Origin of the sequence: Pseudoalteromonas sp. bablab_jr011 (assembly GCF_016464045.1) — a bacterium.
GTDB lineage: Bacteria > Pseudomonadota > Gammaproteobacteria > Enterobacterales > Alteromonadaceae > Pseudoalteromonas > Pseudoalteromonas lipolytica.
The window spans coordinates 20,642-35,192 of the sequence record NZ_JACDWU010000028.1; the positions used below are offsets into that span (position 1 = coordinate 20,642).

At 42.2% G+C, this 14,551-nt stretch carries 17 protein-coding genes; 5 read left to right on the forward strand and 12 right to left on the reverse strand.

The window, feature by feature from the left end:
• Positions 1 to 2 precede the first annotated feature (2 nt).
• Entirely contained in the window at positions 3 to 1,178 is a 1,176-nt protein-coding gene (locus JIG41_RS00775; RefSeq protein WP_036973337.1) for a mandelate racemase/muconate lactonizing enzyme family protein, read from the forward strand.
• A gap of 64 nt (positions 1,179 to 1,242) precedes the next feature.
• Here the strand turns inward: JIG41_RS00775 and JIG41_RS00780 are convergent, their stop codons facing one another.
• The 9 genes from JIG41_RS00780 to zapB form a co-directional block, all read right to left on the reverse strand.
• A complete protein-coding gene (locus JIG41_RS00780; RefSeq protein WP_036973335.1) occupies positions 1,243 to 1,617 on the reverse strand; it encodes a hypothetical protein in 375 nt (124 codons plus the stop codon).
• An 8-nt stretch (positions 1,618 to 1,625) separates the two neighbouring features.
• Positions 1,626 to 3,173 carry a S41 family peptidase gene (locus JIG41_RS00785; protein ID WP_036973334.1) on the reverse strand — a complete coding sequence of 516 codons (1,548 nt, stop codon included), beginning with the start codon at positions 3,171 to 3,173 and terminating at the stop codon, positions 1,626 to 1,628.
• 46 nt (positions 3,174 to 3,219) lie between these two features.
• Positions 3,220 to 4,062: an amidohydrolase gene (locus JIG41_RS00790; RefSeq protein WP_199524113.1), complete on the reverse strand. Its 843-nt coding sequence runs from the start codon at positions 4,060 to 4,062 to the stop codon at positions 3,220 to 3,222.
• On the reverse strand, positions 4,059 to 4,784 hold the full coding sequence (locus JIG41_RS00795; protein WP_182395744.1) for an SDR family NAD(P)-dependent oxidoreductase: 726 nt from the start codon (positions 4,782 to 4,784) through the stop codon (positions 4,059 to 4,061). Before JIG41_RS00795 ends, JIG41_RS00790 begins: the two co-directional genes overlap by 4 nt.
• 9 nt (positions 4,785 to 4,793) lie before the next feature.
• Positions 4,794 to 5,282 (reverse strand): peptidylprolyl isomerase, encoded by a 489-nt coding sequence (locus JIG41_RS00800; protein ID WP_036973331.1) that lies wholly within the window; start codon positions 5,280 to 5,282, stop codon positions 4,794 to 4,796.
• 64 nt (positions 5,283 to 5,346) lie between these two features.
• Positions 5,347 to 6,846: a transglycosylase SLT domain-containing protein gene (locus JIG41_RS00805; RefSeq protein ID WP_176714558.1), complete on the reverse strand. Its 1,500-nt coding sequence runs from the start codon at positions 6,844 to 6,846 to the stop codon at positions 5,347 to 5,349.
• Between the two features lie 28 nt (positions 6,847 to 6,874).
• Positions 6,875 to 7,876: an MBL fold metallo-hydrolase gene (locus tag JIG41_RS00810; RefSeq protein ID WP_199524114.1), complete on the reverse strand. Its 1,002-nt coding sequence runs from the start codon at positions 7,874 to 7,876 to the stop codon at positions 6,875 to 6,877.
• Between the two features lie 92 nt (positions 7,877 to 7,968).
• Positions 7,969 to 8,268: a cell division protein ZapA gene (locus tag JIG41_RS00815; protein ID WP_065979385.1), complete on the reverse strand. Its 300-nt coding sequence runs from the start codon at positions 8,266 to 8,268 to the stop codon at positions 7,969 to 7,971.
• The gene (zapB, locus tag JIG41_RS00820; protein ID WP_036973328.1) at positions 8,268 to 8,498 is read right to left on the reverse strand and encodes a cell division protein ZapB; all 231 of its coding nucleotides are present in this window, start codon (positions 8,496 to 8,498) and stop codon (positions 8,268 to 8,270) included. Before zapB ends, JIG41_RS00815 begins: the two co-directional genes overlap by 1 nt.
• 240 nt (positions 8,499 to 8,738) lie before the next feature.
• Between zapB and JIG41_RS00825 the strand changes: the two genes are divergently transcribed.
• Positions 8,739 to 9,578 carry a 23S rRNA (adenine(2030)-N(6))-methyltransferase RlmJ gene (locus JIG41_RS00825; RefSeq protein ID WP_036973327.1) on the forward strand — a complete coding sequence of 280 codons (840 nt, stop codon included), beginning with the start codon at positions 8,739 to 8,741 and terminating at the stop codon, positions 9,576 to 9,578.
• An 82-nt stretch (positions 9,579 to 9,660) separates the two neighbouring features.
• Here JIG41_RS00825 and JIG41_RS00830 read toward each other — a convergent pair whose 3' ends face one another.
• From JIG41_RS00830 to JIG41_RS00840, 3 genes are all read right to left on the reverse strand, one after another.
• A complete protein-coding gene (locus JIG41_RS00830) occupies positions 9,661 to 10,470 on the reverse strand; it encodes an META domain-containing protein (protein ID WP_199524115.1) in 810 nt (269 codons plus the stop codon).
• A 120-nt stretch (positions 10,471 to 10,590) separates the two neighbouring features.
• Positions 10,591 to 11,157 (reverse strand): alkylphosphonate utilization protein, encoded by a 567-nt coding sequence (locus tag JIG41_RS00835; RefSeq protein ID WP_036973325.1) that lies wholly within the window; start codon positions 11,155 to 11,157, stop codon positions 10,591 to 10,593.
• Between the two features lie 75 nt (positions 11,158 to 11,232).
• Positions 11,233 to 12,003 (reverse strand): ABC transporter substrate-binding protein, encoded by a 771-nt coding sequence (locus JIG41_RS00840; protein WP_065979580.1) that lies wholly within the window; start codon positions 12,001 to 12,003, stop codon positions 11,233 to 11,235.
• A gap of 103 nt (positions 12,004 to 12,106) precedes the next feature.
• On the opposite strand from JIG41_RS00840, the gene JIG41_RS00845 reads away from it, so the two are divergent.
• From JIG41_RS00845 to JIG41_RS00855, 3 genes are read left to right on the forward strand one after another with little or no spacing between them, the layout of a single operon-like run.
• Positions 12,107 to 13,384 (forward strand): EAL and HDOD domain-containing protein, encoded by a 1,278-nt coding sequence (locus tag JIG41_RS00845; protein ID WP_065979574.1) that lies wholly within the window; start codon positions 12,107 to 12,109, stop codon positions 13,382 to 13,384.
• A 54-nt stretch (positions 13,385 to 13,438) separates the two neighbouring features.
• Positions 13,439 to 14,044 carry a paraquat-inducible protein A gene (locus tag JIG41_RS00850; RefSeq protein WP_036973324.1) on the forward strand — a complete coding sequence of 202 codons (606 nt, stop codon included), beginning with the start codon at positions 13,439 to 13,441 and terminating at the stop codon, positions 14,042 to 14,044.
• 52 nt (positions 14,045 to 14,096) lie between these two features.
• Positions 14,097 to 14,450, forward strand: coding sequence for a hypothetical protein (locus JIG41_RS00855; protein WP_199524116.1), 354 nt, complete (start codon positions 14,097 to 14,099; stop codon positions 14,448 to 14,450).
• Positions 14,451 to 14,551 lie beyond the last annotated feature (101 nt).

Sequence of the window (14,551 nt, forward strand, 5' to 3'; positions counted from 1 at the left end):
CCATGAAAGTTAATCGCGTCGAAGTGTTCGATATTCATTGTCCAGACAGACCTGCTTGGACACCTGTGTTTGTGCGTATTCATACAGATGAAGGTATTAGTGGCGTTGGTGAAGCCGGGCTTGCTTATGACTTAGGTCACAGTGCAGCCGCTGCGATGATCAAAGAAATGGCTGACGCTTTTTTAATAGGCCATGATCCGTTTCAAACTGAAAAGCTATGGTCACGAATGCTACGCGAGAGCTTTTGGGGGTTAGGCGGAGGACCTGTTGTCTACGCTGCGATGAGTGCGATTGATACTGCACTGTGGGACATCAAAGGAAAAGCATTAGGTTTACCTGTTTATCAATTGCTAGGGGGTAAAGTTAACGACAAACTTCGTACTTACGCATCGCAATTACAGTTTGACTGGGACAGCGAGTTTAAAGCACTTATTCACCCAGAAGAATATGCAGAAGCGGCATTAAAAGCGATTGCTGAAGGCTACGATGCAGTGAAAGTTGACCCTATCCAATACGATAAGCACGGCAATACTTATTATGACCGCACTAATATTATTTCTCGTGGTGAAATGAAGTTATACCGCGCGCGTATGCAGGCTATTCGTGAAGCGGTGGGTGATGAAGTTGATATTATTTTTGAATGTCATAGTTTGCCAGGGGCAACATCTGCAATTCAAATTGGTGAAATCGCCGAAGAATTCGATTGCATGTATTATGAAGAGCCAGTGAACTACCTAAACCATTCATTGCATGCCAAAGTCGCTGATAAAGTTGCAGTGCCCATAGCCGGTGGCGAGCGCTTGTATAATCGTTGGGGTGTACGTCCTTATCTTGAAGATCAAAGCATTGATGTGCTTCAGCCAGATCTTGGTTTATGTGGCGGTTTCACCGAGACGAAAAAGGTCTGTGATTACGCTGATATTTTTGATGTGCGTATTCAAGCGCATGTATGTGGCGGTCCAGTTGCAACAGCGGCATCGTTGCATTTAGAAACAGCTATTCCTAACTTCTTAATTCATGAACATCACACTTACGCGATTAAAAAGTGGAATCGTGAGTTATGTATTCAAGACCCACAACCTAAAAATGGCTTTTTCCAAGTATCCGAAGAACCCGGCATTGGTATTGAGTTAAACGATGATGTTGTGATGCGTTCGCAACGTGTCGAAATAAAATAAATAGATTCAGCAATAAAAAAGCCCGTAAGGGCTTTTTTTATAGGTGTTTAGGTATATGTGAGGCTTAGTTAACCGCTTTACACTTTACCAGCGGCAGTGGCTCTGTTGCTTTGCTGTCTAAATGACGAACAAAGCACATTTTATCTTTAATGAGTAATTCAAAGCGATCGGGCATAGAAAGCTGCTTTCCCATGATTGGATTGCCTTGCGCATCTGTGATGCCCATGCTGTCAGTAACGAGGATACTGCTATTGATAAAGGCATCATCGGCGACTGCAATAGGCTGACTGTGCATTAATCTGGCAATACCTTGTGCAATCAAGGTGCTTTGCGGTGTTGTTAACACCGCATGTTGTAGCTTAGGAGTCGGCTCTTGGCTTTGTGCACTACACCCAAGCAAAGTCACAAAGTATATTGCTGTGGCTACTTTAAAGTTCATACACGCCTCTAATACTCAAGTATTTTGTTTTGCTCAATAAGCGTTGTTGCTCGGTTGTCCTGTACTTTTGGTGTATCAGTGAACAGCGCTGGTGCAAAACCCTGTTTGCTGGTCATTGAGCTTGCTACAGGGCATGTTCCAGTCGCTCTGTATGCCAGTGCAGTACTAAGTAATGCTTCATTTTCGTCGCCAAGCTGATGGCTAAAATCATCGGCGACTGCACAACCTGGGACTCGCACGGGTTGAAACTCACTGCCAGTGCTGTTTTGGGGGGCAAAGCCATCGGCATATTCACCAAAGCCTTTATTGTTAACTCCTGTAAATTGAATGCTGAAGTAGGTCGTATCACAGTTATCGGTTGGGTAAAAACCATAGGGTTTACCACAGGTATTTTCCCCTATTTGAATGACCTCAATATTGGCCCCTCTTAAGCCATTAATTACGGCTTCACTGGCTGAACATGTACTGCCTGTTGTTAACACAAAAACACGTTTTAGGTCTAAACTAGGCAATGGTGTGCCAGGGTTGATTGCTGGGTTTTCTGCAAATCCGACAAATTCATCGGTAAACGGCACGGGCTCCAAACGCTCCCCAGTGATTGGGTTAAAGGTTGGGTGTTGATCGTTAAAGATAGTCTTTTCGAAAATTTTGCCGTCAGTATTTTCGGCACCTGCAATCATATAAGCAACTTGACTTGCCATCTGTAGGAAACCGCCGGGGTTGTATCGCATGTCGATAATCAGGTCTTTCACATTACGTGCTGCTAATGTATTAAAAGCATCAAATAAGGGCTTTTCTGCAATCGCATTGTGGCGATTAAATTGGAAGTAACCGACTTCTCCATTTGCGAATGTTTTAATATTGCCTACAGCTTGTCCCGTAATAGTTTGGGCTGTCATGGTGACTTCGCGGGTTTCACTGGTGTTGATATCTTTAAACACAAAGGTCGTTACTTTCCCGGATTCAGACGGAAAAAGACCCGCATTGAGTACGTCGACTTCAGCTTGGGTGCTGGCATTTACAAAGTCTACACCATCCACTTCTAACACTTCAAAACCACGCGCTAGGTTTTGTGTTGCCGCGGGTGAGTTGGGTTCGGTATAAGTTATAATGGCTTGACGTGGGGCGCTGGCACTTATTAAACGTATTTTAAAGCCATAGCCAAAGGTTTGTCCCGACTGGCTTTGTGCTCGCCATTCATCGGTGGGTAAACTGGAATGAAAGTTGTCTTTTTTAGCCCCTGACTCCGTGGTGTTTTCGGTTTTTAGTAACGCAAAATAATTGAGAACCCCATCAGTGAGGGCTGGATCACGGTCTATTATTTCATCGTACCAAAGGTATGTTTCATGGCTCCATGAACGCAGCCAGTGCTTTTCATTGAGTGCCTGACATTGTTGATCAAACTTACTCGATGGCTCAAACACACCTTGTGTCCACGTAATGGTGGCTGGGTCTAGATTGCCTGAATCGGAGTTGTCACTCCCACTGCCGCCACACCCAACAAGACTAAATACGCACGCACCTAAAATGGCCGCTTCTTTTGAAAAAATAAACATAACCACTAACCTAAACCGCTTTTATTTAACTAAATATAGCTAGTTTTTAATCAATTTGATAGATTTCGTGGGCGTTTTTGTAGCTTAGACGATGCCATACGCTGTGCTGGTTACACAATGAAAAGTAATGCTGCCAGCATGTCTCGTAGTGTGTCTTTATTTGGCAAACAGGAAAATTACTGGCAAACATAATACGCTGCTCGCCAAAGTATTGCAGCAGTGTATCAAGCAGCCATTGGTGCTTACTTGCAGCCAGTTTGCTGAACTCTAAGCCTGAGAACTTAATCGCAATATTATCACAGCGGCTTAATTTAATAACCGCGTTTAGCCATTGTTGTTCATCGCATATAAAGCCTAAATGGTTAATTACGACTCGTAATGAGGGAAGGGCATGGCAGTATTTTATGAGCTGCTCGGTAATGTGTAGGTTTTCAATTTCAAACTGTGCTTCAAATCGCAAGTTTTGCGCAGCAAGATAGGCTAAGTTTTCAAGGCAATTAGGTGCGAGTAAACGAGTCGCATCTTTACCTTCAGTAATATCGCGAATACCCACAAGGTGTGAATGTGTTAATGCCGAAAGCGCCAGACTAAATTCGCTCAAGGTAGCGTCTATTCGACTATAACTAATGGCTTTGTATTTGTAGCCGTTTAAATGCTGTGCTAGCCAGTTGAGCTCTTTAACAGGGTCATTATTATCGTACCCTGCCTCAATATGAACAAGTGCTTCTAATTGAAATGGGCATGCTGATTTTAGTTGCGCCATGCTAATAGGAGCTTTGATCTTATCGAGGTGAGGCCACGCAGGTGGTTTCTCGCCTTGCAACCAAGTGTATTGACCCTCAGTGAGGTTAAAAAAATGCACATGGGGGTCAATAATCTTGTCGCTCATTGCGTGGTATACCCACCATCAATACTGTGTAGGCTACCAGTGATAAAGCTTGCCTCAGGGCTAACTAAAAAATTAACCAATGCAGCCACTTCCTCTGGTTGACCTAAGCGCCCTAATGGCTGTAATGCAGCTTCTTCTGCGACGACGGCAGTTTTATCGGCGCCGCTTCGCTTGCAGTAAGCGTCAATTGCATTATGAAATAAAGGTGTTTCAATGGTGCCTGGGCAAATAGCGTTAGCGCGAATGTTAAATGCGGCATAATCCAGAGCGGTTGTTTTTGCCATTGAAGCAAGTGCATGCTTTGTTAAGTTGTAAGCAAAAGAATTGGGCTTACCAATAAGCGCTTGATCAGAGGCAATTAAAACAATACTACCTTGCCGTTTTGCTTTCATGCTGGGTAAAACTGCTTGAATTGCCGCATACGCGCCTTTTACGTTGAGCGCAAAAAGAGCATCAAACGTTGCCTCGTCAGTATCTTCAATGGTGGCACTTAAATGACGACCAGCATTAGAAATAAGCGCATCGATACGGCCTGTTTCTTGTGCTATATCAGCAATAACCGCTTTTACCTGCTCAACATTACTGACATCACAGTAGCGGTAGTGACCTTCTGATGGTGTAATATCAAGGTTATACACGATGTATGCTTCGCGCGCTAAGCGCTCAACAATGGCCTTACCAATCCCTTTACTGCCACCTGTGACAATTGCAACGTTTGTCATTATTTACCCTTAGTGGCTATGACCACAACCGCCTTCACCATGTACGTGACCGTGCGCTAATTCTTCACGTGTCGCTTCACGGACGTTGAGTACTTCAACGTCAAAAGTCAGTGTTTTACCTGCAAATGGGTGGTTTAAGTCACAATCTGCATTGAAACGACCTACTTTTACAATCGTCACTTGATGACGGCCTTGGTTTGAGTGAACAATCGCAGTCATACCCGGTTTCCATACTTTAGTATTGCCTTGTAAGTGCTTAAGTGGAATACGCTGAATAAGGTCATCAACACGCTCACCATAAGACTCGCTTGGCTCAAGTGTTACACTAAAGCTATCGCCAGCGCTTTTACCTTCAAGGGCTTTTTCAAGACCCGGTAGCATGCCTTCTGTACCATGGATATATGAAAGTGGCTCGCCATCTTTGCTTGATTCAATTTGCTCGCCTGCTTCACTTAATGTGTAGTGGAACTCAACGGCAGTGTCTTTGCTGATTTGCATGTTTTTTCTCTTGTAAACTTAGAATATAAACACTGATTTTACGCTAACCACAATGACACAGCAATCAAGGCTTTTTCAAAGAGCTTTCAATACCCGACAGCATAGCCTCGCTGGCTGATGTTTGAGGGGCTGGTGGCTTTGCTTGAGGAATATGCAAAGTTAGTATGGTGCCTGGTTTTAGTAGGCTAGATGCGCTGAGTTTATTCCAAATAGCCACGTCTTTATGAGGGACATCAAAAAGCTGACTAATGCTCCAAATAGAATCCCCCGGCTTTACTTGATAATCGACAGCAACAGTTGAAACAACGTCTTCTTGTTGCTCTAAATACGGGCTGATATTGTAATCAACTATTAACGATCCAGGCATCGTTTGAGGTTTACTTAGGCGCAATTGCTCACCCACTTTAATGAGATTCGAGGTTTTATTATTGAGCATTTTTAATTGGCTTATAGGCATATTAAAACGTCTTGCGATGCGATAAAGCGTATCGTCCTTTTGAACGGTGTACTCGCCAATAAAGTTGTTACGAAATAGTTTACTCTGTAATAAAGTACGCTGCTCTATTGGTAATATCAGCGTGTGGGGGCCATTAGGAGAGCTTTGATTCTTTAAATAGCCAGGGTTTAGTTTATGTAATTGGCTACGCCCAATCCCAGATAAACTCGCAATTACCGAAAAATCAAATTGCTGGCCGACATTAAACTCCGTTGTGAGCGGTTTATTAGCGAGTTTTGGGCGTTTTAGGCCTTTTTCAGGGTGTCTGATTAAGTGGCTGAGTGCTAATAATTTAGGGATATACTCAGCAGTTTCTTTTGGTAATGACAGCGACCAATAATCGGTTTTCTTACCGAGTTTTTTATTCTTCTCGATGGCTTTCTTAACACGCCCTTCACCACTGTTATAGGCCGCGATTGCGTGTAACCAATCGCCATCAAAGCGTTTGTGCAAATAACTGAGGTACGCTAAGGCAGCATCGGTTGAGGCGAGAATATCTTGGCGGCCGTCGTACCATTGGTCGCTCTGCACGCCAAAGTGATAGGCAGTTGCCCCGACTAACTGCCATATCCCCACAGCTTGCTCTGATGATTGAATAGTGGGTCTAAAGTCACTCTCTACAAAGGGGAGTAATGCAAGTTCCATCGGTAAATTCTGTTTTTCGACACGTTTGACGATATGGTAAAGATACGGTGCAGCGCGTCGGTTCACTTTTTCAAGGTAGGCTGGTTGCTTTAAGTACCACTTTATCCGGGCTGTCGTATGCTTATTGGTTTGAAATACCAACGATAGATTATTTGCAATGTGTTGCCACAAATCAGTCGCTCGCGGTTTAGCGAGTGGCGTATCTTTATAAGGTTGAAGTTTTACAGGTTCAGCAGTCTTATCGGCTGTAGCAACAGGTTGCTCAGTCGGCTGTGTTTGTAAGCTTAAATCAGGCTTGAAATGGCTAAAAATCTCTGGCCGAGCCTGTTGCTCTTGTTGTGTATCTTGCTGAGTTGTTTGGCATCCTTGTAGGCCAATAAAAAAACTCAGCAATAGTAAATATTTCAAACGCATTAAAGCCATGTAATAAAATCCCTTTACTATTTTAGCGCTATTTTGACGATTTGGCCTGCTTAAGTCCAGCTTCTAGAAACATGACAAAAGCGCGTTGACCGACTTCATCAAGGTGATAGTCTTGTTTTATTTGCTCAGGAAACAGGGGAATTAACTCACCAATAGGCTTTTCGGGCTGTGCATTTGCAAGTGTCAAAATAGCAGATAAAAATGTTTTCGGCTGATTAAGTTCTGCAGGAGTTAGTTGTGCACCATGACCCGGTAAAATTGTTGTGATAGCACTATTTTGTTGAATCTCAGTTAACGCTGCGAGCCAATTATCTATTTGCCCATGCCCTGGGTAAGGTAACCAATCGGTTATATCTCCACCAAGTAATACCCGGCCATGATCGGCTGTTAATACTAAGTCGCCATGCGTGTGTGCTTGATACGGCATAACAGTAATCGGGTAATCACCAAGGTCGAGATGCGTTTCTTTAGCAATACGGATTGCGGGGGGATTGAGTGTTAATTCGCGCCAACGAAACAGGCGTTTTTTAGCAAGTGATAGTTTTTCTCGCCAAACGGCTTGTTGTTCTTGTGGTTGGCTTGCTAAACGTTGATAACTTAGTTCTATGCTTTTTTCATAGCCATCAAGTTTATCGTTTAAGGCTTTTTGATAGTGGGTGAATTCATTCGCTAGTTGCTGATGAACAATCAATTTTGCATCAGGGAACGTGGCTTGTAACACTGCAAGACCCAGCAAGTGGTCATCATGATAATGACTCGCAACCAAGTAGCATAAAGGTGTTTTTAAGCGCTTTTTCAAACGCTGTGCGAGTTGCTCAACCGCGGCAAAATCACCGCTGGCATCAAACATAAGTGCACACGTTTTACCTTCAATAAGGATCTGATTTGAATCGTAAAAGCGCAGCGATGCCTGTTGTTGTAAAAATTGAATCTCAGGGCTGATAGTCTGCCATGTAACCTTGGCTTTAGATGAGAAACTTGCTGTTAGTAGCGCTAAAAAAGCCCACATTGATAAAGCATATATGCGCATTCTAATTTGCTCGGTTATTATTCAGGTTGAGCATTGTAAACAAAAAAAGCGCAAGATGCGCTTTTTATATAACCAATACTACTCACGGCGTATTAAGTCGAGTGAGTTTGGTCTAAGTACTGGCTAAGTTTATCGATTAAAGAGTCATGCTGTTGCTCTTGTTTTGCTTGTTGCGATTGTGCTTCGAGCAATTCATGGCTTAAGTGCAGCGCAGCCATTAATAACGCTTTTTGTTCATTACGAACAGAAGAGCGTTGTTTCATTTGGTCCACTAAGTCATTCAAATGTTGTGCAGCAGCAACTAGGGCGTTCTCTTGACCCGGTGGGCAAGAGAACTCATGTTCTTTACCTAGTAGCTCTACGGTGACCCGCTGACTTTGTGGGCTGCTCATTAGCTAGCCTGATGTACGCTTTGTAATTTCTCAAGCAGGCCAGTTAATGTGCTGCTTGCTTCTTTTTGTTTTTCTTCGCTATCGAGTACTTCAAGTTGAAGCGTTTCGTTCTCGTCTATTAATTTTGCAGTTTGATCTTTTAAGCTTTTCACTTCGCTTTCAAGTTCGCTGTTTCGGTGGATTAATTTGTCGATCAGTTGTTCGAGTTGGGAAAGGGTTTCGTTATTCATAAATGCGCTCATAAAACTGTGATTATTGTCATGCAAATGTAAAGGAAAGTGTGTTGATATGCCAGCATTTACGCCTGTTTTAGCGTATTTTTATTTAAAATTAAGGTGTAATTCAGCGTAGCTGCATTTTTATTCATTTATGGTTCACTCTGCGCTTAGATTTTAGGATTATTCACTATTTATCATGTACAATATCTTCATCTATTTTTCATGCAGCACTGCATTTAGCGATTTATAAATATGCTTAGTTACCGACACTCTTTTCATGCAGGCAATCCTGCTGATGTGCTTAAACATCTGGTTTTAGCTGAAGTTCTTAAATACCAAACAATTAAAGATAAGCCACTCGATTATATTGATACCCATTCGGGGGCGGGCTTTTTTGAACTAGCGGGCAGTGATGCACAAAAAACACAAGAGTATTTAGATGGCATAGCAAAGCTTTGGCAGCACCAGAGTGAGCATGCACCGTTAACTGAATATATTGAGCTGATTAAATCGTTTAACCAGAATGGCGAATTAGATTTCTATCCTGGCTCGCCAAAAATTGCTGAACACTTTTTGCGTCGCCAAGATAATGGCTGGTTTTTTGAGTTACATCCTCGCGACTTAGCATTACTTAAGCAGAATATGATAGGTAAACGCTCTATCCGTGTGCGTGGCGAAAATGGTTTTCAAGGGTTAGTTGGTCTGCTGCCACCGCCATCGCGTCGTGCATGTGTGCTGATTGACCCTCCATACGAAATTAAAGATGACTATGACACGGTGGTAAAAACCCTCGTTAAAGCGCACAAACGCTTTGCAACGGGTACGTACATGATTTGGTATCCGGTCGTTGATCGTGAGCGCATAGATAAAATGGAAGCAGGTTTAATCGCATCTGGCATGCGTAATATTCAATTGTTTGAGTTAGCCACCGAAGCAGATACTGAGGTACATGGTATGACGGCCTCAGGCATGATAGTGATCAACCCACCATGGAAACTAAAACAGACGATGGACGCGATTTTACCTGAGCTTGTTTCTGTATTAAGTGACAGTAGTGGCTTTTATCGCAGTGAGCAATTAGTTGAAGAGTAATGCTGCAACAATGTGCCTATTTAATAAAGGGTATAAATAAAAAACGCCCCGCAATTGCGGGGCGTTTTCGTGTTAACTGTCTTTAATTCATATAGGTTGCTGCAAATGTAGCAAGGGGTTCGCTGCTGCCATCTAATAGCGTAAGCTGCTCACCATTAATTGAAAATTGCGCTGTCGCAGTGAGTAGAGCAGACATTGCAGCTTCAATATCCATTTGCTCGATACACATCTTCTTAGTGCTGGCTAATGGGTTGAAGGTGAGTGATTGATTATTCACGTCATAGCTGCCTGAAAAGCTATTACAGCCAAGGAAACCATGCGTTGAGCCATCTTCTTTAAATTGAATGAAAGGCTCTTTTGTTTTTACTTTAACGGGTTCACCGTTAATCGTGACTGCTTTCCAATATGTATTAGTTAACGTTACATCGGGCTTTTTCGCCGACACTTTAGATACCGTCACTTTATACACATCATTCTGAGCACCTTCAGCAAACGGGTTGTTGTGAGTGGTGCTAATGTATAACAGCTTGCCTTGGTTTTCGATTCGAGCGCCGACGCTATAACGATGGCGATCAGCAATTTTACTTTCATCATACTCAAGTGCGACGTTATAAGGAGGCGCCCCTTTTAACGCAACTTCTTGTTCGCTGATCACGTCTGCTTTTGCATCCATTTTTGATACATCGGCTAACTGCACTTTCAATACAGAGCCCGGTGGCAGCATGCTACGGTCTAAATAAGTAATTTGCGTATTGAGCGTTTTCATTGTTGATTGCTCTGCTTGAGGCGCGTCAGAGTCTTCGCCACAACCGGTAAGAACTAAGCTGCTTCCTAAGATCATTACGCTGCAAAGTGAAGCACGTTTTAAAGATGAAAAGGTATCCGAAGCCATGATATTTTCCTTGCGTTTTTAGTGTTATACACTGAGATTATTGTATTAGCATAAAGTTCGCTGACTTAATCATAGCTTAATTGAGTCAAAGTGGGCGCAAGGCCCATTTTTAATAAGAAATTATTTTTTCACGTATTTTGTTAGAATAACGATACGTTGCCCATCGACACGTCCTTCAATGTGTTCAGGGTTACTGGTTAAACCAATATTTCTTACGGCTGTGCCGCGCTTAGCAACGAGGCTGCTCCCTTTTACATCGAGATCTTTGATTAGCGTTACTGTATCGCCCGCTTGCAGCACAACGCCATTACTGTCGATATGTTTAATGTCATCATCTTCAGCAAGGGCTGTTTGCGCCCACTTTAGCGTGTCTTCTTCAAGGTAAATCATGTCTAGAGCATCTTGTGCCCAGCCATTATCTGCCGCTAAACGTTTTAACATACGATACGCCACCACTTGAACGGCAGGCGTTTGACTCCACATGCTGTCATTTAGGCAATGCCAGTGAGTTGCAGTTAATTCTGCGTTATTTTCGATTTGGTCTTTGCAAGTCTGACAGACATAGATACATTTATCAGAGTGAGCTTCCGTGACAGGAGGGACTTCGTATACAGATAAATTCTCTGTTGCGGCGCACAGTTCACATTGGTTATTACTGCGTTCGATAAGGGCTTGTTCAATGCTCATAGGAGGCTCTTTTAAGTTAACAAGAAAAACAGCGCGCAGTATAGCAAATGTAGCCCCAAAGCGGAATATCCCTAATTATTGTGGGGGTATGTTTTTTGTGTATTTATTGATGATGGTATCAATCGTGCCATTATTTTTAAGTTGCTCAATAGCTGCATTTATATTCTTGAGGAGCGACTGATGTTCTGCTCGGATACGAATTTTCAAATTACCTTGTGAATGAAGGGCGCCAAGCTGCGTATTGATATTGAACCAGTTTGACCAGTATATCGCAGAGAGCTTATCAATAATTGCCACCTCTATTCTGTTGAGTTGTAATGCTTTAACCAGCTCTTTTTCGGAGTGAAAATCAACGCGCGTGAAGCGCTCATCATCATAATAGTAATAGCCAAGTACCGTGCCGACAGGGTGCTTTTTTATTGCCTCTAAATCTTGCCATTTGTTGATATTTTTACTCAAGCTAACAAGGTATTCTTCGACGGTAAATAAATTATCTGAATAGCGGAACATGTCATTTTCTCGCTCTTTCTCACTGAGCCATTCAGGACTGATTACATCAAAATCGATGTGGCCTAAATGAAGATACTTAACCGTGCGTTTGGCTGGCAATTCAATGTGTTGTGCATCAATGTTGGACAGACTTAGCACATGTTGGATGATTTCTGGCAGGATACCGGGCGAGTTTTCGTCATCAATATAGTATGGGTAATAGCTTCCAGAGGCCGTAATATTATACTTTAACGCAGGGGGCGATGCCGCATGCGCAGAGCTAAAAATAGCACCGTATAAAATTATGAAAAATAACGAAAAAATTAAGTGCAATGGACTATGTTTAAAGTTATTCATAAATTTAGTTTGGTCGGGTTTTTCTTTTTTAGCAAGGAAAACATCTTTCACTATACTTATAACAATTGTAATGTGGCTTTAGTTACATTTAGTGAGAAGTAATATGTCAGAGTTAAATATGGAAGGTAAAAAAAGTCAAAACGTGACTCAGTATATAGCCAGGCAGCCAATATTTAATGCTGATAGAAGTGTGTATGCGTATGAATTGTTATACAGAGAATCGAGCGATAATGTTTTTCCGATAGGAACCAGTGATGGCCAAGCCACCGGGCGACTCTTTTTTAATGCATTGATGTTAATGGGACTTGAAAAGCTTACAGGGTTTCAACCTGCGTTTATTAATTTATCGACCGATGCCATTCTTGATGATTTTCCGCGACTGCTCCAACCAAGCAGTGCAGTACTCGAAATAGTTGAGCGAACGACAAGTATCCCAAAAGTTGTAACACGTGTTAAACAGCTCAAAAAAGAGGGCTATTTTTTTGCCCTTGATGACTATGATGGCACTGAAAAATGGCAAGACATACTTCCTTTGATGGACTTCATCAAGTTAGAGGTTGAGCATCCTATTATTAAAACCAATATGATGATCAAAAAGCTAAAACGCAGTTATCCAGATGCAATCATAATCGTTGAACGCATCGAAAATTATGATGACTTTAAACAGTTAAAAGACGCGGGTTGTGATTTATTTCAAGGCTTCTTTTTTGCAAAGCCAGAAGTGCTTAGCTTTGGTAATGTTGAACCGTCGAAAATGGCAGTACTTGATTTACTAAGCTGTACAGCAAGGCCTGATATTGACTTTGATGCGGTGCAGCAACGCGTTGGTCGAGACCTTGGTTTAACAGCGCGTATTTTAAGATTGGTAAATGCACGCTCACCTAATTCACAACAAACGATAAAATCAATCTCACAAGCGGTTATTTACTTAGGTGAAGATGCGATTCGTCAGTTTGTCCGTGTTTTAGCATTAAGTGAATTGGGGAATGATAAACCACAAGAATTAACCAAGCTTGCGCTTACACGTGCAAAGTTTATTGCGCTGATGCTTGAACCCGGTGGTAAAGAGCTATCAGAGCAAGGTTATTTAGTCGGATTGCTGTCTGTGCTTGATGCCATTCTCGATATGGAATTAGATAGAGTTACAAAAGAGTTTTCACTCGGCGCAGAACTTTCCAGTGCATTGTTAAGCTTTAATGGTATGCAAGGTATTAGCCTGCGACTTGTTAAAGCAATCGAAGAAGAACAATGGCAAGACGTGCGGTCATTTTTAACCATGATTCGGCCAGCTTCACACATGGACGTTGTATTTAAAGCAATGTACAGCGCACGTGCTTACGCAGATGAAGTATTGACGACCTTGTCATCAATTGCAGACTAATGGTATTGAGTTGGTTATTATGTTCGCTCTGTTAGTGGATAAGGTTTTTATACCATGCGTTCAATATTTCCAATTGTGACGATTATTTTTGCCCTCGCTTTACTTGTCCCAGGGGTTACTCAGCCCGTTCTCACGTTAGAAGGTAAAATAGATAAATCTAAGTTAGCTAAAACAGGCATTGAAATGTTAGCAGATGAAGGTGACAGAAATACGCGCAGCGTATTGATGATGGCCTCCAGTATGTTAGGTCTTGATAAGCTTGAAGGCGAAATAGACGCGTACAAAAAAACGCGCAGTATTTGGGGCACTGTGAACGAGCTTGCTAACAATAAAAACTACTTAGTAGCGGTACTCGTTGCGGTGTTTTCGATTGTTATCCCGGCAATAAAATTATTGATGCAGTTACTGTATTGTTTTCTTCCCGTGAATAAATTTAAGCAGTTACTCGGTCAGCTTATTCAGCAACTCAGCAAATGGAGTATGGTTGATGTGTTTGTCATTGCATTAATCGTTGCTTATTTAGCAGGCAATGCCGATGGTCAAATGGGGGAGTTGATAAAAATGCACGCAGAGTTGGGGGTGGGTTTTTGGTATTTTACTGGCTACTGTTTATTTGCAATAGCCGCTAGTAGCAGTATAAAAATAGAGAAACCCTTGTAGTTGGCGTAATTTTCAGGCTACAATTTACACGATTAATATTTAAGGTATGTTGATGACGCGACTTTCAAGCTATATGTTAATAGCCATGATGCTGCTCACATTTGTGAGTCAGTCAGTTGCGTCTGTGTCAATGGTCTGCGACATGCCGCATGCTTCAATGGCTATGAATCATCATGCCGATATGGACAATGATAACGACATGTCTGACATGGACTGTTGTCATGAAGATACCATGGACAGTGCCGACTGTGCGTGTCCATTTAATGCGTGTACTGCGCATTCACTCCTTCCTCTTAATAACCCAGTGATGAATGCTAACAAACAATCTGAAAAAGTACGTTTGTTTGATGTTAGCCAACGCAGCTACCCTATAAGTTCTTTATATCGCCCACCTATTACTGCTTAAGCAGGATAGGTCTGTCAAAAATTCAGCTAAGCGCTGCTTTACAACCCATTCTGCCCCTAACTCTATTGTTTTTTAACTTTCTAGAATTTTAGTGGAGCATG